Origin of the sequence: uncultured Desulfovibrio sp., from assembly GCF_949282365.1 — a bacterium.
In the GTDB taxonomy this organism is placed as follows: Bacteria; Desulfobacterota; Desulfovibrionia; order Desulfovibrionales; family Desulfovibrionaceae; genus Desulfovibrio.
Map to the genome: position 1 here is coordinate 24,504 of NZ_CASDOY010000001.1, position 20,129 is coordinate 44,632.

The window sequence follows — 20,129 nt, forward strand, 5'->3', positions numbered from 1 at the left end:
CCCTTTTGCCTGCACCTCTCCCGAAGACTCCAGGGATACGGAGATATGCTTTTCTCCATTGGAGCGGTCGGCGGGAGGAGCGCCAAACAGGGCAACGGCTATCGCAGCAAACTCCCGCCCATACGGCTATTTGCCATGCAAATCATTATTAAAGTATTACTTTAAATTAAACTCAGAACATCTTCAACTGATAGGCATGTCCTTCCAAGCTGGCGGCCAAGGCCTCCCCCTGCTGGCCGCCGCCTGCCATACGGACCAGCTCTGCATGGCGCTGTCTGGCACTGAGGGGCATACAGGTCGTGAACGTGACATTGTCCCGGATGGTCTTGCTGATCTGAAAATGCCTCTGGGCCCGGGCCGCCAGCTGAGGCCAGTGCGTAATGAGCAGCATCTGTCGCTGCGTTGCAAGAAATTCAAGCTTTTCCGAAAGTTTGTTCAATGTCAGGCCCCCGACGCCCGCATCGACTTCATCAAATATGTAGGTCGCACTTTCCGCCTTGGGCCGCACGCACATGAGCGCCAGCAAAAAGCGTGACAGCTCGCCGCCCGAAGCGATCCTGTCCAGAGGCTGGGCCGCCTGTCCGGGGTTGGGTGCCCAGAGGATGCGTACTTTCTCATCCTGCAGGCCGGGCCAGATCTCCTGAGTCACGAAATCGGGAATGACCCGAACCTTTTCGGAAAAGCCCAGTTGACGCAGTTCGTCTTCCAGCTGCGCGGCAAAGTCCGCCGCAGCTTCCCGCCTCTGGGGGATCAGGGCGGAGAGGACCTGCCGCAGCTGTTCCGCCAGCTGCTTTTCCTCTTTGTCCAGCAGGGTGATGTCCAGGGCACAGGCATCCAGAAAGGAGATATTTTCCCTGATCTCCTCGCGCAGTTCCAGGATCTCGTCGAGGCTACGGTGCAGTTTGCGCTTCAGCTGGGCCAGTGCGTACAGTCGTTCTTCCAGCTGTTCCACATCGGGCATGTCGTCAGGCAGGGGAGGGCGACGCAGACGGCCGCTCAGATGGGAAAGCTGCTGACGCAACGCCGTGACGGCATCGGCATCGGCGCTGACGCTCTCGTCTGTGCGGGCCATCTGGTGCAGACAGCGTTCCAGCCGTCCCAACATATCCAGCAGACCGGGCTCTTCCTCGCCGTGCAGCAGGGCCAGCGCCAGTTCATAGTGTTCACGGGTCTGCTCGGCCGAGCGGACAAGAGCCCTCTGTTCTTCCAGGCGTTCCTCCTCGCCGGCTTCGGGGGCTACTTTGTCGATCTCCTGCTGCTGCATCTCAAGGATATCGCGCCGCTCCAGCAGGTGCGCTTCTTTGGCACGCAGTTCCTCCCGGCGTGCAGCCAGGGCCCGCAATTTTTCCAGAAGCTCGTCCCGCTGTCGCAGTAGGCCGGGATCACGCAAGGTGCTTTCCATAAGGCGAGCCTGAAAGGCGGGCTGCAGCAGTTGCTGCTGCCCGTGCTGGCTGGCGTGGACCAGCAGCTGTTCCCGCAAGGAACGTACGCATTCCTGCGAGCGCAGGGCATCGTCCACATACAACCGGCTGCGACCGCTTTCCGCCAGCAGGCTGCGCCGGATGACGATCTCCTGTCCGTCCAGCTGGAATTGTGCTTCGACCTGGGCTTTCTCCGCCCCTTGCCGGACCATGTCGGCACCCAGCCTGTCACCCAGCAGGAAGCCCAGGGCCTTGAGGATAAAGCTTTTGCCTGCGCCGGTCTCCCCGGTGAGGACGTTCATGCCCGGTGCAAACTCCAGTTCTGCATCCTCGATGAGGGCAAGGTTGCGGATACGCAAATATTCCAGCATGGATAGACCCTATTTTTTGAGGCGGGGGTCAAGGATGTCGCGCAGGCTTTCCCCCAGCAGATTATAGCCCAGCACCGTGATCAGGATGGCGACCCCGGGATAAAAAGACAGCCAGGGAGCGTCTTCCAGCACGGTCTTGCCTTCCATGAGCATATTGCCCCAACTGGGCACAGGCGGCTGGACGCCGAGCCCGAGGAAGCTGAGTCCAGACTCCACCAGGATGGCGCCGGCGACCCCCAGCGTGGCCGAGATGAGCACAGGGGCCAGGGTATTGGGCAGGATGTGTCGCAGCAGGATCCGGCTGGTGGAACAGCCGGACAGACGCGCCGCGGAGATGAAGTCCCGCTGCCGCAAGCTCAGGGTCTCGGCCCGTACCAGTCTGGCAACGCCCATCCATGAGGTCAGGCCGATGACGATCATGATATTGGTAAGACTTGGTTCCAGAAAAGCAATGACGGAAAGTATCAGGAAAAAAGACGGAAAACAGAGCATAATGTCCACACCGCGCATGATGCCTTCATCGACCAGGCCGCCGAAATAGCCGCTGGCCAGCCCCAGTCCCGTACCGATACTGACGGAAATGCCCACAGCCACGAAACCGACCCAAAGCGAGATCTGGCCACCGTAAAGCAGGCGGGAAAAGACATCGCGCCCCAAGCGGTCCGTCCCCAGCCAGAAGGACGGGGAGGGCGGCTCCAGGATATGATCCAGATGCAGGGCCGTCGGATCATAGGGGGCGAGCAGGGGAGCGCAGAGGGCTGCCAGCGACATGGTCAGGACGATGCCCAGCCCCAGGCAGAGCATGAGATTCCGTCCCAGGAAACGACGCAGCAGGGAACCGCACATATCAATGTGCCTCCCGGCTGCTGCGGATACGCGGGTCGGCCAGACCGTAACAGACATCGGCCAGCAGGTTGCCCAGCAGGGTCAATACGGCTCCCAGCACCAGATTGCCCATGATCATGGTATAGTCGCGGGCCATGACCGCTGCATAAAACAACTGTCCCAGTCCTGGCAGGGCAAAGATGGATTCGATGATGACACTGCCCCCGATAAGTCCCGGCACGGAAAGCCCCAGAAGGGTGATGACCGGCAGCAGGGCATTACGCAAGGCATGCCGCCAGATGACGGTGCGAGGGGGCAGGCCCTTGGCCTGGGCCGTCAGCATATAATCCTGGCGCAGTACCTCAAGCATGCAGGCCCGCATATAGCGCGACATGCCTGCCAGGCTGCCGATGGTGTACACAAGGATGGGAAGCGCCAGGTGGCACGCCAGATCCAGCACTTTGTCCACAGGGCCGAGGCTGTCGAAATTCATGGATGTCAGCCCTGAGATAGGCAACCATTGCAGGTGGATACCGAAAAAAAGCATCAAGAGTAGGGCCAGCCAGAACGAAGGCATGGCAAAGCCGAGGTAGACAAAGACCGTCACCCCGCGATCCAGCAGGGAATTCTGGCGGCATGCCGAAAGGATACCGATGGGGATGGCGATGATGAGCGTCAGCAACAGGGAGATGACGTTCATGCCCACGGTCAGGGGCAGGCGCTCCATGATCTTGTCCAGCACGGGCCTGCCATCGGCGGACATGGACAGGCCGAAGTCCAGCCGGACAAGCCGGGAAAGCCAGTCGAGATACTGGAGATGCAGGGGCTTGTCCAGGCCGTACAGCGCTTCCAGCCGCTGGCGGGCGGCCTCCCCGGCCAGAGGATTGAGGGTCGTCTCCATGTCGGTAGGGGAGCCGGGGGCCAGATGGATGACCCAGAAACTGATGAGGGTTATCCCCCACAGCACCAGCAGCATCCACAGCAGCTTGCGCAGGACGCGCACGGCCAGCTGCAGCAGGGCTGCATTGCGGGATGAAGATGCCTCTACCTGCACGAATATCCTCCGTTATTATTCCGTCCGGGTCATCCACTGCCGCATGTCGTTCACTTCCTGCTGCCACTGCGGGGAAAGCCGCAGGCCGAGAAAACGGGCGTACAGACTGTCCAGCAAGCCCAGACAGACTTCCATCAGGTAAATCTTCTCCAGCAGCATGGCGTCAGGATCGTCGTCATCTTCCGTCTTTTCCACCTTGGGGGTTTTCAGGCTGCCCAGGGTGAAATCCTCGGCCTTGAGGGTGAACTGGAAGGCCAGCTCTTCTTTTTCAAGCCGGATCAAAGCGCGTGTGACCTTTTTCCCGGTCCCCAAACCAAAACGGGCTTCCCGAAGAGGGGAGAGCGTCCCCATGACGGATGCCGTTTCTTTGGCATCGCCTTCGCCACCCTGGACGACGATGCGCTGCTCCATGGAGACGGAGAAGGGCTGCCCCTCCTTGTCCACAAAGGCGCCGGGAGCTACGTCGCTTTGGAACCACAGCCAGGTGAGGAATTCCTGGCCGAGGATGTTGTCGGTAGAATCAAGACAGGGCGTTTCACTCATGGGGACCTCGCAAAGTAAATCAGGACAGAGTGGCGAACTGCGTCGCCTCGATGCGGTCGAGACGGCTCATGGCCGCTTCGTCGAGCATGGTTTCGGCCAGACTATAAGGGGTTATCTGCTCCAGATGCAGCTCGAACGAATTGAGGAAGGCCTCCATGAAGAGGTCGATCATCTTCCCCTGGGTCGACGCAAACCAGACCTCGTTGCGATCTGTCGCCCAGATGACATTGAACTCCGCAGGGACAGGCAGAAAGCGCTGACGCAGATGGAGCAGGACCTGCTCCTTGAGTTCTTTTTTGCGCTCCCGGGAAATGAATTTTTTTCCTTGCTCCTGCATTTTTCCCTTTTCCGCTTTCAGAGCCAGCGTCAGATGCTTTTTGATGACGGCCGCGGGGATACGCCGGGTATCCAGCCGCAAGGAAAAGAGCAGGTAGGCCCCTTTATGAGGCGGCGCCGTCTTCCATTCCGAATCCAGCATGTCTTCAAAACATACCCAGCCGTGGGCCTGCATCTCGGGCAGCTCGTCAATATCCCTGAAGGCAAACTGACGAAGCCGGTCAGGGATCTGCGTCCAGAGTTCCGAGGGGATGGGATCGATGATCCGAAAGCGGGTAAAGCTGCACGAGGCACTACAAAAACCCATACTGGCTCCTTTGCGTGGTATGCGCCCTCAGAGGCGTGTCACTCTTGTACGCAGTGCGGCAGAATCTTGCAAGTCCGAAGCCGGAATTTCCTGCCCGGCACCTCCATGTAACATTATATAATATACGCGCTGCCGGTACCCTTGGCAGCGCGGTCAAGGAAAGAGCGAAACAGGGCTGCGGAGCCGGCGTGTGCTGTCATCGGGAATGCGCGCCGTGAAAGGCTGCCGGCAGTGCTGGCAGACGCAGACTGTTGATAATTCCTTAAAGAATAACTTTAGCTTTATTCCCAGACAGACGCTGGCTTGACTGGATCGGTGATGCTTCAAGAAGAACTTTAGCGATTGCCGGACAGAATCAATCGGCAACGCACCATAGGCGATAACACGGCCGACAGTCCACAAGCCCCAAATGTGGTGGGATGCTGCCAGGCGGCATTCCCGCAGAGACCTGCCAAGGGGCGGTCCTTTTGGTATGGCTGGCGGCAATTAGCTGTTTCTCATTGGGAATATTGATTATTTTACTTGTCCCATAATGTCCAGTTATGTCACCTAAAAAAATTCAAATGGCACAAAAAAAGCCCCTCCGAAGAGGGGCAAGGGGTTACTTGACACCTTGGAATCTACGCAATTTGTCAGGCAACCAAGAAGGACGGTTGCGAAGAATGTCACCTACCTTGACAGGATACCATTCACCAAGGACACCATCCCAAAACCAAAAATAATTGCCGCGACCACCGTCAGGCAAGAAGGCTCTAGGTGGCGCATTGTCCTGATTATTTGCCATATTAGCAAGGCCGTTACGCATATCATAACGAAAACTTCCAACAATGTCATCCTCCAAAGCATTCTGGGCAGCTTCCGAACGGACAGGTTGATAACCACCAGTAGAGGTGCGTAACCAACGCTTATCAGGATGTGAGCCAGCCTCAGCAGTACGGGTTTGAGGGTCATTGACAACAATCTCAGCGGGCTTTGTTTCGATGCCCGCAGGGGATGTAGCGTCACCCTGTCCAGCTATTACACTACCATCACGTCTAAGGGAAGGCATAGCCGGCACCTGTTGCTGTGTCCTGACAGCCTGCTCAGAGGCCTTAGCCTGTCTCAGCGCCATATCCTGCTGGATGGATGCTGTCTGGGCGCGGATCAAATCATTCTCGGCCTTTTGATTTTCGGCCTTAAGCCGAAAAGCAGCATCCTGCTTCGCCTGCTGCTCTACACGCTCCTGTTGAGTACGCTTAGCGTCAACGGCTCTACCAATGTTCTGTCCCATATCAGAAAGGAAAGACCAGTCAGGACTATCTCCAAGGGCCGTAGCAGGGGTATACTGAGCCGTAGAGGCTCCGAGAGCAGCCAAGGGGTGGAGACCAGCAGCCTTAGCGTCCGCGACCTTCCAGCGTATGCCATTCTGGGCGAATTCCTTTTGATGCTCATAGTTCAACTGGTTCAGACGCTCAGCGCTAGCAGCGCTCTGACCACCAGAAATAATACCAGCCACACCACCGGCAATACCACCGATAGCACCACCAATAGCAGAACCCCATCCCATACCGTCTTCCTCACTCACCGGACGCCTCTACATTGGATAAAAGACTTAGCTGTCCATCTTGCGCGTCTCGGTTTCTTCGCCCCTCTTCCTCGGCCAAGCGCCTGCAGGGCGAAGAGAACGCGCCTACGAGCTTGGCGGCGAACGCAAACGACAGTTTTCTTGGGTACATGAAATGAAAGTCGCAAGCGTGCTGGCAGTTCCGGCATTCGAGGCCGTACAGGTACATATCCGTATCCGGCATGCGTTCCATCGTCACGCTTATATCCTTGCGGTTGAACTTTCCGTGTTCGGGCAGGTGCATATCTCAAATCCTCGACTTCCCGCAGGATGGGCCTGCGGATCATATTATCTAATACAGAATCCAGAACGCCGCGCCTCCTCGGCGCGAGCGACCGCAGCAAATGGCGGTCGCGCATCTGGGGCTGAAAAGCTTCAGTCTCACGTCGAGGAGCAGGGGAAGTTTGAGACGCTGATCTCTTGTGTGCCTGACGACTTTTCTTTGCCATGTCATTTTCTCCGAAAATAATTAACCACCTGATTTCTCAGGTGGTGTCACTCCGCACAGTCCATAACAAGTAGGAGGACTGTGCGGAGGCCCTCGGCTACGCCTCGGGAGCCGCCTGCGGCGGTTCCGAACCATCACCCGCAGACGTGGTCTGCTGGTTCGGTTCGGCGTATTTCTTCTTCAACGCTTCGTAATGCTCGCGCTCTTTCTGTTCAGCTTCCTGCCGAGCCTGCTCCAGAGCTTCTTCCATGGGCACCTTACCGGTAAGCTCATCTTCTTCATAAAGGGAACGACTATCATCATAATAAGAATCAGGTTCGCCTTCAATCCGAAAATCATTGAAGTCCTCAACGGTTTCATGCTCACCGTCACGCTCGGCAGCGACCATAGCGTCTATAATCTGACGCCGCAGCCGAAGATGGATGGGCTCAGGGCGTTCAAACTTAAAGGGGACAGAGACAGGGGTCTGGTCAAGAACTTCTCGACCGTATTCGTCAAGAGTTGCCATATATCGAACCTCCTTAAATGGGGTTGCCAAACTTGGACATAAGACGACGGGCCTGCAAGCTATGATTAATCATGCAGTACAATTGGTCGTTTTCCTGAGCAGCAAAGATGCGCTCAGACGGGGTAGCAGAAATGAAGTCAGCATTAAGGACAGGCTCATTGCTGAAAGAGCGGGCCAAATGCCAATAGTCCAGAATGTCGCGAAACTCACCGCAAACATAGGATTCATGGCCTCGATATTCGTCATAGCGATTCTGGTAGCCGAAAACTTTCAAATCGCCATCTTCACCATCAGAGGCGGCGCCATAGAGTTCCTTAGTATAGACCTCCTGCTGACCGATATGTTGGAGTTCAGTCTGAAAGAAATCCTCACGAACGCGGCGCAGCCACGAGCGGGGAATGCCCTGCATGTAGATTGCCTTAGGGCGCACCAACATGATGCTCAGGACAAATCCATGCTCTTCAAAAAACCGCCGATAACGATTCGAGCGCATGGCGGCGATACCATGACCTCGTAACGTACCAACGGGGTCCGTCCCTTCAGCAGTCTGCAGTACTTCAGAGAACTGAATAGTTTGCTTTCCGCCTCCGAGATATTCCGGCCGTTGTAAACGTGCATCGGAAGCCTTGATTCCGAGATAACGTAGATACTCAACATATCGACTTCCGTACATTGCGCGATGCTCCGCAAAGCGCTGCAGAGCAAAGGCTTCACGTAAGCTATTGATGTTGACACTGCCTAACTCCGGATTGCCAGACTGAAAGTTGATATTAGCTTGCAGCTTAGGATCATCCCAACTCAAGTTAATGAGCGAAGAAGAAGAAGAACCAGGAGAACCTATAACAGTTGTCTGCACGCTACCACCGATACTACCAATACTGGTACCACTAGTAAAATAAGGAACTTTCAGAGGAGAGCTGATAGACTGACCACCCGAAGAGGCCTTAAACGTAGGCGCACCATTGGGAGTAATAGTAGCGGTAACCGACGGTTCACCGGCAGCCGTCAGATTAACCGGCACAGACACGTCCGGACCCTTCTGTGGCCACGGGCGGGCCGTAGTGAAGTAGTCGCGCTCCCAATCGCACCGGAGAAGATCAGTAGCGGTAGTAGTGTCGGGGCCAGATTCCAAAGACAGAGCTTTTTCCGTCTCAAGATCTTGGTCTCGGTACCATTCGTTATAGACCAGGTTGTAGGCACGGAAGGGGAGAGCGCTTACCTCAATTCCATCAATGCCTGGAGGCAGCCCAAGATGGTCAGCGAGAGAGCCAACAGTAAAGCCACCAGACGGAGCCGTAATTGTCGGAAACTCCGAGACATCCGTATTAGTAGGACCACCAGTGATAAAATCCTCGAAATCATCCCAAAGCAACCTCGTCGGGATAAACCAGTGATGAATGCGCACCGTCACAGGATGCATAACAGGGGCGAGCATCGGGGCCAAACGCATGAAGACCGAAGTAGCATGGCGGAAACTGTCACCAGGAAGAACTTCCACAAGTCCAACCGGAAGGACGTAACCCATCTTGCACGTCTTTAAAACGTAGTGCGAGAGCGAGAACTTAGATCTTTTTCTCATATCTTGTTTCTCTGTGAAAAGATTTTAAAACGCTTTCGAATCTGTTCATTCTTGACTTTAGATTCATCCAAGAGACCTTGAACAAGACCTTTGCCAGAATGTTCAAACTCAACAGTTTTTTGATAGAGTTCGTCAAGATACCTGTTGAAAGTAACGTCAGAACTCAAATCCAAACCATCACGCAGTTTCTCGGTTAAGAAACGACCGAAGGGGAGCAGCCGTTGACCATGACGAAGACCGACGGGAAGCTCTCCAGAGAGTTCAATCTGTTTTGCTAGGGCAGGGTTATTGCACAGAAGATCCAGCAGCTCAGGAACCACAAGAGCACCAAGACCAGGCTTACGAGACATAAGAGCAAATTCTTTCTGTCTTCCATCTTCTTTCGAGGGCCTCACTATTTTTTTGGTCACATAGCCCGCGACGTACTGCATTGTTTCTGTAGTAGCGGGATATATTTCTGTTTTTCCCATTCCCCATTCTTCATCTATGATGTCTTCCCATGCGGCAGAAACACCAAAAAGAATGCCGTGATAATGTGGCCGACCAGTTGTAGGGCCATATTCTCCACATATGTAATAACGAAACTTACCCAAATCAGAACCAAGCTCCTTAGCCAAACGTTTACGCAACCTCTTAACAAAGAGTTGTACGTCTCTTTTGGACAGCTCAAGGGAACCGCAATTAGGTAAATTTTCGTCCGTATATGTGAGAGTAATAAAGCAAGAAGCGTCGTGCTTGTAACTCTCCAGCAGCATGCGGTGGGTCCAAACACGACGCTTATTGATTTGACAGGCCAAACATTGACCACAGGGGAAAGGAATACCTTTGAGAGCAAGGGCTTTGCGCTCCTCGCCGAACGCAACCTTGGCAAGCTTGAGAATCTTACCAGAAGGGTCACGGATAAACGGGTTAGTACATAACACGCATCCTATCTACCTCACATGCGAATGCCAGCCCGGCGAACAAAGACAGAACGGACACGACGACGACGACCACGACGACGACGATTACGACCACGACGACGATAAGCCATAGGAAAACCTCCTTAAAAATTGAAAGCTTTTTTCCGAAAAATCTCTATGAAATTGTCAAAGAGCTCGTAAAAAACACTTAGCACCAAATGTCCCATAATGATAATTATGTAAACTTTTATATCCGTGACGCCTCTGCTCCACACCCAGGCGATATAAGGCATCGCCATCAGGAGCTCTGCTTTCCTGCAGTCAATGCCACAGATGGGAATGCCTAGGCGGTCATGACCCTGCGCATGCTTGACATGCCTGTCGTTTTGCCACACCTCTAAGGCATGCATGACCGCAGCACCAAACATCCCGGTTCCAGTCGTCAAAAACCATCCTCGCGGAGATTCCGGCACACGGCGTCCGCAGCCCCTGTCATGAAAAAAAATCTCTCCTGCTCTGCCCGCACGTCCATGCCCTACGACGTTCCATCAGGCGAAGGTGCCGAAGGTTCCCGACTGAACAAATTTATCGCCGCATCCGGCTATTGTTCCCGAAGAAAAGCAGATGAACTCATTTTTGCGGGAGAGGTCACGGTCAACGGACAGACGGAACTGTCTCCTGGACGGCGTATCCTGCCCACGGACGAGATCATGGTGGGCGGGCAATGCTTGGCAGCCCTGCCGATGTCCTTTTCCTATATCATGCTGCACAAGCCGGTCCAGGTCATGTGTACCCTGCATGATCCGCAGGGACGACCTACCGTGCTGGACTGCCTGACGCGCAGCATGCGTCAAACTCGTATCTATCCTGTTGGCAGACTTGATTATTTTTCAGAAGGGCTCCTGTTGCTGACTAACGATGGGGCCCTGGCCCAGCGATTGATGCATCCGCGCCACCACCAGCCCAAGACCTATGATGTCCTGATACGCGGCCAGGTCCCCCCGACGGCTCTGGAGGAAATGCGGCGCGGCATGACCCTGGCCGAAGGAGAAAAGCTGCGCCCCGTGGAGATTGAAAGCAGGATGCAGGCCAACGGACATACCCGTCTGCGCATGATTCTGCATCAAGGGGTCAACCGTCAGATCCGGCGCATGTGCCGGGATCTGGGCTTGACGATACTGCGGCTGAAGCGCATCCGTCTGGGACCGCTGGAGCTTGGCGATCTGCCGGTCGGGGAAAGCCGTTTTTTGTCCAGGCAGGAGATCGCCGCCCTGCTTCGCGCCGTGGATATCAGACGCCAGGAAGACTGAGCATGGTCATGCTCTCGAAACGCGCTGTTTTCTCTCGCAGCACCTGAATAGATTTCAACCGAACGAACGCATAAAAAAGGACGCCAAGTGGCGTCCTTTTTTCATATCATACTGCTGAACCGGATCAGGCCAGCAGACGTTGCAACAGGGCTTGGGCTTCGGCATGCAGCGCCTGCAGATGCTGCTCACCCTGGAAGCTTTCCGCATAGACCTTGCAAATAGCTTCGGTTCCAGAAGGACGGATGGCAAACCAGCCGGCCTCACTGCAGATCTTGACCCCGCCGATGGATGCGCCATTGCCGGGGGCCGTCGTCAGTATGCCGGTCACAGGCGACCCGGCCAGGCTTTGCAGCTGGATATCTTCCGGCTTCAAGGCTTTGAGGCAGGTGCGCACCTTATCATCGGCAGGGGCGTCCTGACGCTGATACAGCGGCGCACCGAACTGCTCTGTCAGGCTCCGATAGATCTCATCAGGCGCCCTCTCTTCCCGGGCCGTCATTTCCGCCGCCAGCAGACAGAGCAAGGGACCGTCCTTGTCCGTGCTCCAGGGGCTGCCGTCGAAGCACAGGAACGACGCCCCCGCGCTTTCCTCACAGCCCATGCCGCAGCTGCCGTCGGACAGATAAGGGACAAACCATTTGAAGCCCACAGGGACTTCAATGACCTTGCGTCCCAACTCCTGGCCTACCCTGTCCAGCATGGCGCTCGTCACCAGAGTCTTGCCGATCGCGGCATCAGCACGCCACTGGAAGCGGCTGCGGAACAGATGCCAGGCAGCTGCCGCCAAATAATGGTTGGGATTCATCAGGCCGCTTTTTGCCACGATACCGTGCCGGTCGGAATCCGGGTCGCAGGCAAAGGAAAGATCGAAGGAATCCCGCATATTGAGCAGACCGCTCATGACATAGGGAGACGAACAGTCCATGCGGATCTTGCCGTCCTTGTCGCAGGGCACAAAGCGGAAGGTAGGATCGATGGCCGTGTTGACGACGGTCAGATCCAGTTTGTAACGCTCGGCGATGGGATCCCAGAGGGAGAGGCTGGCTCCGCCCAGAGGATCGACTCCCAATTTGACGCCCGAAGCGGCAATGGCGTCCATATCCAGGATCCGGGGCAAATCTTCCACATAGCGGGCCGTGAAATCGTAACCCTGCACCAGTGAGGAACGACGGGCCCGGTTGTAAGGCAGGCGCAATACATCGCAGTTGAGATGATCCAGATAGTGATTGGCCCTTCCCTCGATCCAGGACGTGACCGTGGTCTCCGCCGGTCCGCCATGCGGCGGATTGTATTTGAAGCCGCCATCGCACGGGGGATTGTGGGAAGGCGTGATGATGATGCCGTCTGCCCTGGCCTGGCCGGCATGTTCGGCATTCCAGCAGAGGATGGCATGGGAGACGGCGGGCGTGGCCGTGCAGGAGCCGTCATGGGAGATGCGTACCTGCACATCATTGGCGGCCAGCACTTCAAGGGCGCTGCGGAAGGCCGGTTCCGACAGGGCATGGCTGTCGGCGCCCATGAACAAGGGGCCGGCAATACCGTGCTGTTTCCGGTAATCGCAGACAGCCTGGGTTATGGCGTGGATGTGCCGCTCGGTAAAAGTCTGGGACAACGAGGATCCCCGGTGCCCGGATGTACCAAAAGCAACACGTTGCGAGGCCTGTTGCGGATCGGGAGATTCCGTATAGTAGGCGCTGACGAGAGCGGGAATATTTTCCAGCGTCTCAGGCGCGGGGAGTCGGCCAGCTTGGGGATGTATCGCCATGGGTGTATCCTCCTGTCCATTTCTACCTTTTCCCCTGCCTGCCCGCAAGTCCCGCACAAAAAGAAAGGGGGGCCGAAGCCCCCCTGAGACGGATAACACGCCGTCTTATTATTTGCTCTTACCCACAGGGACCGCGCGGAAAATATTTTCTCCACGGCGGTTGATCTGCAGCATGACGGCACCGCGCTTGCTGCCTTCCCCTGTGACGATCTTGGACAGTTCCTCAGGCGAAGACACGGGCTGACGATTGGCCTTGACGATCACATCTCCGGGGCGCACGCCGGCTTCGGCAGCAGGCTTGCCGGGATCCACATCCAGGATCAGCAGACCGCCCTTGCCTTCCAGCTTCAGGTCACGGCGTTCTTCTTCCTTGATCGGGCGAACGGTCAGGCCGAGCTGCCCCTGATCCTGCTGCTTCTGGCCGGCTCCGGCGGACGTGCCGCTGTTCACGCCGGTCTGGCGGTCGCCCAGCGTCACATCCATATCGACGACCTTGCCATTGCGCCATACGCCCAGGGTCACCGAGGTGCCCGGCTTGAGGGCAGCGATGGCTCGCAGCAGGGCGGAAGCGTCATCCACATTCTTGCCCTTGACCCTGACGATGACGTCCCCGGCCTCGATACCGGCCTTGGCCGCCGGTTCGCCCGCCAGAACGCTGGCGACCAGCGCTCCAGAGGGATGCTCCATGCCCAGGGCCTTGGCCGTGTTTTCATCCACATCCTGGATGGTCACACCGATCCAGCCGCGGCTGACCTTTTTGCCGCTCTTGATCTGCTCCACGATACTGGCCGCCATATTGCTGGGGATGGCGAAGCCGATCCCCTGGCCGCTGGCAATGATGGCCGTATTGATGCCGATGACCTCGCCCTTCATGTTCAGCAGCGGACCGCCGCTGTTGCCGGGGTTGATGGAGGCATCCGTCTGCAGGAAGTTGTCAAACGGACCGGCGTGGATGTTGCGGTTCTTGGCGGACAGGATGCCCGCCGTGACCGTGTGATCCAGGGCAAAGGGATTGCCGATGGTCAGCAGCCACTCCCCTACCATCAGGGCATCGGAATCACCAAACTTGAGGTAAGGCAGTTCCTTCTTGGCATCCACCTTGAGCAGGGCTAGATCGGTATCTTCATCCGTCCCCACGACAGTGGCCGTCAGCGGGGCGGACTTACCGTTGCTTTCGTCCAGCGTCACCTGGATGCTGTCGCCATCGGCCACCACATGATAGTTGGTCACGATATAACCGTCAGGCGAAATAATGAAACCGGAACCACGCGACATCTGTTTTTGCGGAGGACGCTTCCCGCGCACATTGGGACCGCCAAAGAATTCGAAGAAGCGGTCCGCTCCCGGCGGCATGCTGCGGAACATCTCGCCGAAGAATTCCTCGGGACCGGCCACCGCCGGTGAGGTCCGCTCCGCGCTGATATTGACCACAGCCGGGCCGCACTTGGCAGCCAGCTCGCTGAACTCGGGGAAGCTGGCAGCCTGGGCGAATTGTGCTGCCGTGAACAGCATCAGTGTCAGCACGGCAGGGAGAAAGTGTTTAATCCTCATACAGGGCACACTCCTTAGCGTTTGTTTTGCAGAGCCTTTTGCAAAGCCTGTGCCATGATGCTCATTCCGGCATCCTTGGGCGCGGAGCTGGTGTGCTGTTTCCAGGATCTGTCTTCAGCCGCGGAGACGTCCTCCATCCCTTCGGGGGCCAGGCTGATGCGGCGGGCGGTCGTATCCACAGACTGTACCACCAGGGTCACAGTATCGCCCTTGTCCAGCTTGGAGAATTCACCGCTGTTCTTGGCATTCTTGATGACGCCGGCGGGCAGCAGGCCAGTGATACCGGGGGCCAGGCTCACGAACAGGCCGAACGGGCTGCGGCTTTCCACCGTGCCGCTCACCACACTGCCGGCGGCAAAACGCTGGGCGGCATCCTGCCAGGGATCACCTTCGGCATCACGCAGGCTCAGGGAGATGCGGCGGCTTTCCACGTTGATCTCCTTGATCTTGACGGAGATCACATCCCCCACGTTGAGCACGTCTTCGGCCTTGCTGACACGCTTGGTCCAGGACATTTCAGAAAGATGCACCAAGCCTTCCACGCCGGGCAGCAGTTCCACAAAGGCGCCGAAGGGGGCAAGACGCACGACCTTGCCTTCCACCACGGTACCGGCGGCCAGGCGGTCGGTGGCCTGCAGCCAGGGATCACCTTCAGCCTTCTTGCGGGACAGGGAGATACGGGTACGACCCTTGTCGTCCTTGCTGACGGACAGGACCTTGGCGCGCACCATGTCGCCCACGGCCACAGCTTCATCGGCGCTGCTCACGCGGGACCAGGACAGCTCGGAAAGATGGATCATGCCTTCCACGGCAGGGGCCAGTTCCATGAAGGCACCAAAGGAGGCCAGACGGGTGATGCGGCCTTCCACGGTATCGCCCACGTTGAGGGCAGCCAGGACTTTTTCCAGATTTTCCTGACGTTCACGATCCAGAAGGGCACGACGGGAAACCACGATATTGCGGCCGCGGTTTTCCACACGGATGATGAGGAACTGCATGGTACGGCCCACCAGCGCTTCGGCGTCCGCCACGCTGGCGCTGTCCATCTGGCTGCCGGGACAGAAGGCATTTTTGCCCATGACGCTGACGGTGTAGCCGCCCTTGCAGGTGCCGGTCACACGGCCATCCACGGGAATGCCGGCATCACGGGCGTCTTCCAGGGCAGCCATGCCGGCGCCGCTCATGGATCGGGACAGGCGGATCTCGCCGGCGGAAATACCCACAACATAGACTTCGATGCTGTCGCCGGGGGCGACGCTTTCATTGCCTTCGGCGTCAAGGATGTCCTTGCGATCCATGATACCGTCCAGCTTGATGCCCACATCCACAAAGACGGCGTCGCCAGTGATGGCAATGATGGTGCCCGTCACTTTCTGGCCAGGCTGCAAGCGGCCGGTCCCGGCTTCCTGGGCCGCAAACATGGCGGCAAAATCTTCACTGCCTTCTTCAATGGTGGACAGATTTTTTTCGTCGGTCATGGTATATTTGCTCCTTAAACAAATAATTTCCTGTGAAGTTCCCTTCTATAGCGCATTCATCGCCAGAAAACAACAAAGATACTGCCGTCCTCCCCGGTGGCGGCTCTGGCTAAAATTTGGACAGGTGGCAAAATTTTGGACGTCCGGCCTTGTTTGCCCGCCGGCACGGCAGGATAAAATTAAAGTATTACATGAAATATTTTTTACTGCTGTGCGGGTTCGGAAGGAGTAGGGTCTCCTCTATCCTGTGCTGTTACAATATATAAAAATAACCGTTCTTGAATTACATGCTTCATATTTCGATTTTGAGCCTCGAAAAAATTTTTTCTGACCCACAGATCGAAAAAAAGCAAAAATGGCTTACAGAGGATCCTGGGCCATTTTTGCTTTTTTCGTTCCTCGTCCGCTGAGAGGAAACAGGGGCATCATGCCTGCAAGGAAGAAGTCTCCACCTTTTGGCATCCCGGACCGGAGATACGGCTTTTGCCCCCGCCTAGGGGGACAACTTCGATTTGGGTCGGCACGCGCTCCTTCAGGCTTGGGACGTGGGAAATGATCCCGATCAGCTTGCCGCGCTGCTGCAGGCTGGCTAAGGTCCCCAGCGCGGTATCCAGGGCGTCCTCATCCAGCGTGCCGAAACCTTCGTCGAGGAAAAGTGAGTCCACCCGGGTCGTGCGACTGGCCATTTGCGACAGCCCCAGCGCCAGCGCAAGGCTGACAAGAAAACTTTCTCCTCCGGAAAGATTTTTGGTACTGCGCCGTTCCCCTGCCTGATAGTTGTCGCGGATAAGCAGCTCAAGTGGCCCGGTGCCGACCTCCAGCAGATAGCGGTCGCTCATCCTGACCAGCTGCCGGTTGGCGTGGGCCACCATCAATTCCAGATTCATCTGCTGGACCATATTGCGGAATTTCTTGCCGTCAGCGGAGCCGATCAGCTCCTGCAGGACGGACCATTGGTCAAACACCGCTTGCTGCTGTTCGATCCGTGCCACAAGGACCTGCTGTTCCCCGCGCAAGCGATCATTGTCGGCCAGCCGCTGCATGCAGGAACCCAGCTGCTGCTGACGCCCGGCCTGTGTTTTTTCCACATCCTGCAGGTCAGCGGTCAGCGCCTCCCGGCTTCGGGTCGTGAGGGCCTTGACAGTTTCCTCCTGCAGTTGCTGCCGGGCGGCACCGCCCTGCCCCGCAAGGGACGAACGGGCTTCCTGCAGTTCCCTGGCCTGCTGTTCCAGCTGCTCCCGCTGTTCCGCTGGCAAACAGGCCTGCAAAAAGGCGCGCTCATCAGAAAAGCCTTCCTGGACCAAGCCTTGACTGAATTCCTGCCCAGCACGCTCCATCTGGAGCGCCGTCTCAGCCAGCAAACTGTCCTTCTCCCGGATGGCGGCTTCCGTCATGGTAACGAGGCCGGACATCCTGCTGAGCACAGCATTTTGCTCGTTCAGACGCTGTTCGCTCTGCTGCACAGCCTGGGCAAGATTGTCTTCCGTCTCCTGCACATCATTTTCCGCAAACAGGGCCACGCGCTGTTCATGCAGGCCGCGCCACTGATCCTCGCGCTCCCTGACATCCCGCCGCAGGGCCTCCAGCTGCTTCTGTTGCAGGGACAGTTCCTGTTCGTGCTCCCGGACCGCCTGTTCCAGCTCCTGCCGGGATGCGAACATGCTGTCGAGCTTTGCTGTCTGCTTTTCCCATCCTGCGCGGCGTTGCTGCAAAAGTTGTAACGATACCGAAAGGTTCCCTTCCTGGTAGGCAAGATCGTACGCGGCGAGGATCGCATTGAGCGCCGCGCTGCCCTGGTGCCATTCCTGGATAAGCTGCTCCAGCTCGGTCTGCAGGCGTTGCCGCTCGGTCTCGCAGGTCTCCAGCAGATGCTTGCAGCGCTCCACCGTCTGATCCAGAGCGATCTTCTGCTCCTGCAGACGGGGCAAATTCTCCTCCAGCAGCAAGCGCGCATCTTCCAGTTTGCCGACGGAGGCAAGTCGCTGGAGCAGTTCCTCACGCGTGGCAGCCAGCCGGACACGGCGATTCCGCACCATATAGAGCGCCTGTTCGGGATCATCCTGCAGCCGGGGAGGCAAGTCCGTTTCCGCTGCAAGTTGTACCAGGTCCCGCTGCAATTCTTCAAGTTTTACTTTAAGCGATTCTATGCTCTCCGCGTGGATGTCCAGCCCCCGGACCAAACCGGCCAGGCGCTCCCGCAAGGCGGCACAGCGCTGCTCCACGAGCGCGGACTGCCGCCGCACATCGTCCACCTGCTGCCAATTGCGGGACGAGGGCAGCCCCTGCAAGAGGAAGGGATGCTCCAGAGAACCGCACAGAGGGCAGGCATGCCCTTCTTCCAGCTGGGCGCGGTGCTGCTCCAGGCTGGCGATACGCAAGGCAAGCATGCGCTCGCGCTCCAGGCTTTCCCGGGAGATCTCCAGTGCATCGCGCAGGGTCTGCTGCTGTTCCAGTTCTTTCCGTCCTTCCTGCAGCTGCGCCTCCCAAAGCTGTGCCTCCTGCTGCAGGCTGTGCAGCTCGGTGGAGGCACGGAACATCTCGCTCAACAGTGTGTCGGCGTGCTGCAAGAGCAGGAGTTTTTTCTGGACGTCACTATAGGCCTCCTGCCACTGGAGCGGGCTTTTCCCCTCCAGCAGGCGCTGCTGCTCCTGCAGCAGCTGTTGCCTTTTTGCCTGCAGGCGGGCCAGTTCGGTCGCGGTATTTTCCTGCTGGCGGCGTCGCTCGCCCAAGGCTGCCGCTGTTTTTTCCAGCTGGCGTTGCCCGGCTTCCAGCTCGGCACGGCGTTGTTTTTTCTTTTGTTCCAGCGCGTGGATCCGGCGCATATCGGCTTCGATACCGCTCAACTGCCCCAGCAGACCGGCATCAACAGCATGGGCATCACGCCAGCTTTCCAGGGCCTGCTGCTCCCGCAGCACAACTTCCAGGGCCTGCTGCCGGTTACTGAGCCTCTCCTGCACGCCGGACAGGGCCTGTTCCTTGCTCCGAACTTCCAGCAGCGCCCGCTGTACTTCTTTTTCCGAGCCTTCCAGCTGCACGTCCAGCGCCCGTACCTGGTGCAGCAAAGGTGTCTGCCGGGCCTGCTCCGCCCTGGACTGTTCCAGTTCACGACCGTACACGCCCAGCTTTTCCTGGGCGGCACGCAGCTTTTCCTGCAGCCGCGGCAATTCGGCGGCATGGTTTTCACGCTGTTCACGCCATTGGCCTTGCTGATGACGCAACTGCAGCAGCGCGGCATAGCGTGTTTCAAGCCGGGCAGCACGCTGTGCCTGTTCGAGCTGTGCGGCCCGGGGCAAAAATGCCTGCTCCCGTGCAGCCAGTTTTTGTTCCTCGGCTTCAAGACGGGCCAGCCGGGCGCGCAGACCGTCGAGATCCTGCAGCCATTGCAGTGCCTGCCGCAGCTGTAGTGCCTGTTCTCTGGCCTGATGGTCCTGCTCCTTCAGCCGGACCATTTGCTGGCGCAGGGCTTCTTCCTCTTCCTGCGGCAGCAGCGGCTTGCCGGCCAGTTCTTTTTGCAGCTCTTCCAGGAGCAGTTTTTCTCGCCGATGCCGTTCATGCACCAGTATGGAGATACGGCTGTATTTTTCCGTGCCGGTGATGCTTTCGAGGATGGGAGCGCGGCTGTCCGCCGAAGCATCGAGAAAGGCGGAAAAACCTCCCTGCGCCAGCATCATGGACCGGGTGAAGCGCTCGAAATCGAGACCGGTTATCTCGGCCACCACGCGGGCCATGTCCCGCTTCTGGGAACAAATGATCTGCTGGCTGTCGGCGTCTGCGATCTCGTGCCGTGCCGGCTGCAATTTGCCGTCCGGAGACTTGCGGGCCCGGCGCTGGCTCCAGTGGCAGCGGTAACGCCGGCCCGATGCCACCTGAAAAACGACTTCGGCCAGGCATTCCCCGGTCTGGCGGGACATGATCTCGTTTTCGCTGTCGCTCAAGGTCTTGAGACGCGGCGTGCGTCCGTACAGGGCCAGGCAGATGGCGTCCAGGAGAGTGGTCTTGCCTGCACCGGTGGGTCCGGTGATGGCGAAAATGCCGGCGGAAACAAAATCAGGCCTGGTCAGGTCTATCTCCCACAGGCCGTTCAGGGAGTTGAGATTCTGAAAACGTATTTTCTGGATGCGCATGTGG

The 20,129-nt window shown here is 57.5% G+C and carries 16 protein-coding genes; 1 reads left to right on the top strand and 15 read right to left on the bottom strand.

Features of this window, described 5'->3' with window-relative positions:
- Positions 1-172 precede the first annotated feature (172 nt).
- The 11 genes from Q1X76_RS00125 to Q1X76_RS00175 form a co-directional block, all read right to left on the bottom strand.
- On the bottom strand, positions 173-1,792 hold the full coding sequence (locus Q1X76_RS00125) for an AAA family ATPase (RefSeq protein WP_300717348.1): 1,620 nt from the start codon (positions 1,790-1,792) through the stop codon (positions 173-175).
- A 9-nt stretch (positions 1,793-1,801) separates the two neighbouring features.
- Positions 1,802-2,638, bottom strand: coding sequence for an ABC transporter permease (locus tag Q1X76_RS00130; RefSeq protein ID WP_300717349.1), 837 nt, complete (start codon positions 2,636-2,638; stop codon positions 1,802-1,804).
- Position 2,639: 1 nt separating this feature from the next.
- Positions 2,640-3,593: an ABC transporter permease gene (locus Q1X76_RS00135; RefSeq protein WP_300717515.1), complete on the bottom strand. Its 954-nt coding sequence runs from the start codon at positions 3,591-3,593 to the stop codon at positions 2,640-2,642.
- Between the two features lie 93 nt (positions 3,594-3,686).
- Positions 3,687-4,214 carry a hypothetical protein gene (locus tag Q1X76_RS00140; protein WP_300717350.1) on the bottom strand — a complete coding sequence of 176 codons (528 nt, stop codon included), beginning with the start codon at positions 4,212-4,214 and terminating at the stop codon, positions 3,687-3,689.
- Positions 4,215-4,233: 19 nt separating this feature from the next.
- A complete protein-coding gene (rdgC, locus tag Q1X76_RS00145) occupies positions 4,234-4,857 on the bottom strand; it encodes a recombination-associated protein RdgC (RefSeq protein ID WP_300717351.1) in 624 nt (207 codons plus the stop codon).
- A 601-nt stretch (positions 4,858-5,458) separates the two neighbouring features.
- Positions 5,459-6,403, bottom strand: a complete 945-nt coding sequence (locus Q1X76_RS00150; RefSeq protein ID WP_300717352.1) for a hypothetical protein — start codon at positions 6,401-6,403, stop codon at positions 5,459-5,461.
- A 10-nt stretch (positions 6,404-6,413) separates the two neighbouring features.
- Positions 6,414-6,704, bottom strand: a complete 291-nt coding sequence (locus tag Q1X76_RS00155) for a hypothetical protein (protein ID WP_300717353.1) — start codon at positions 6,702-6,704, stop codon at positions 6,414-6,416.
- A 301-nt stretch (positions 6,705-7,005) separates the two neighbouring features.
- Positions 7,006-7,416, bottom strand: coding sequence for a hypothetical protein (locus Q1X76_RS00160; protein ID WP_300717354.1), 411 nt, complete (start codon positions 7,414-7,416; stop codon positions 7,006-7,008).
- A 13-nt stretch (positions 7,417-7,429) separates the two neighbouring features.
- Positions 7,430-8,995 (bottom strand): major capsid protein, encoded by a 1,566-nt coding sequence (locus Q1X76_RS00165; protein ID WP_300717355.1) that lies wholly within the window; start codon positions 8,993-8,995, stop codon positions 7,430-7,432.
- Entirely contained in the window at positions 8,992-9,918 is a 927-nt protein-coding gene (locus tag Q1X76_RS00170) for a hypothetical protein (protein ID WP_300717356.1), read from the bottom strand. The genes Q1X76_RS00165 and Q1X76_RS00170 overlap by 4 nt, the downstream gene beginning before the upstream one ends.
- 122 nt (positions 9,919-10,040) lie before the next feature.
- Complete coding sequence (locus Q1X76_RS00175; protein ID WP_300717357.1) at positions 10,041-10,343, bottom strand: hypothetical protein; 303 nt, start codon at positions 10,341-10,343, stop codon at positions 10,041-10,043.
- Positions 10,344-10,391: 48 nt separating this feature from the next.
- On the opposite strand from Q1X76_RS00175, the gene Q1X76_RS00180 reads away from it, so the two are divergent.
- Entirely contained in the window at positions 10,392-11,207 is an 816-nt protein-coding gene (locus Q1X76_RS00180; protein ID WP_300717358.1) for a pseudouridine synthase, read from the top strand.
- A gap of 124 nt (positions 11,208-11,331) precedes the next feature.
- Here the strand turns inward: Q1X76_RS00180 and pgm are convergent, their stop codons facing one another.
- From pgm to Q1X76_RS00200, 4 genes are all read right to left on the bottom strand, one after another.
- Positions 11,332-12,972 (bottom strand): phosphoglucomutase (alpha-D-glucose-1,6-bisphosphate-dependent), encoded by a 1,641-nt coding sequence (gene pgm / locus Q1X76_RS00185; protein WP_300717359.1) that lies wholly within the window; start codon positions 12,970-12,972, stop codon positions 11,332-11,334.
- 108 nt (positions 12,973-13,080) lie between these two features.
- Positions 13,081-14,523 (bottom strand): DegQ family serine endoprotease, encoded by a 1,443-nt coding sequence (locus tag Q1X76_RS00190; protein ID WP_300717360.1) that lies wholly within the window; start codon positions 14,521-14,523, stop codon positions 13,081-13,083.
- A 14-nt stretch (positions 14,524-14,537) separates the two neighbouring features.
- A complete protein-coding gene (locus tag Q1X76_RS00195; RefSeq protein WP_300717361.1) occupies positions 14,538-16,001 on the bottom strand; it encodes a 30S ribosomal protein S1 in 1,464 nt (487 codons plus the stop codon).
- A 425-nt stretch (positions 16,002-16,426) separates the two neighbouring features.
- On the bottom strand, positions 16,427-20,125 hold the full coding sequence (locus Q1X76_RS00200; protein ID WP_300717362.1) for an AAA family ATPase: 3,699 nt from the start codon (positions 20,123-20,125) through the stop codon (positions 16,427-16,429).
- Between the last annotated feature and the right edge of the window lie 4 nt (positions 20,126-20,129).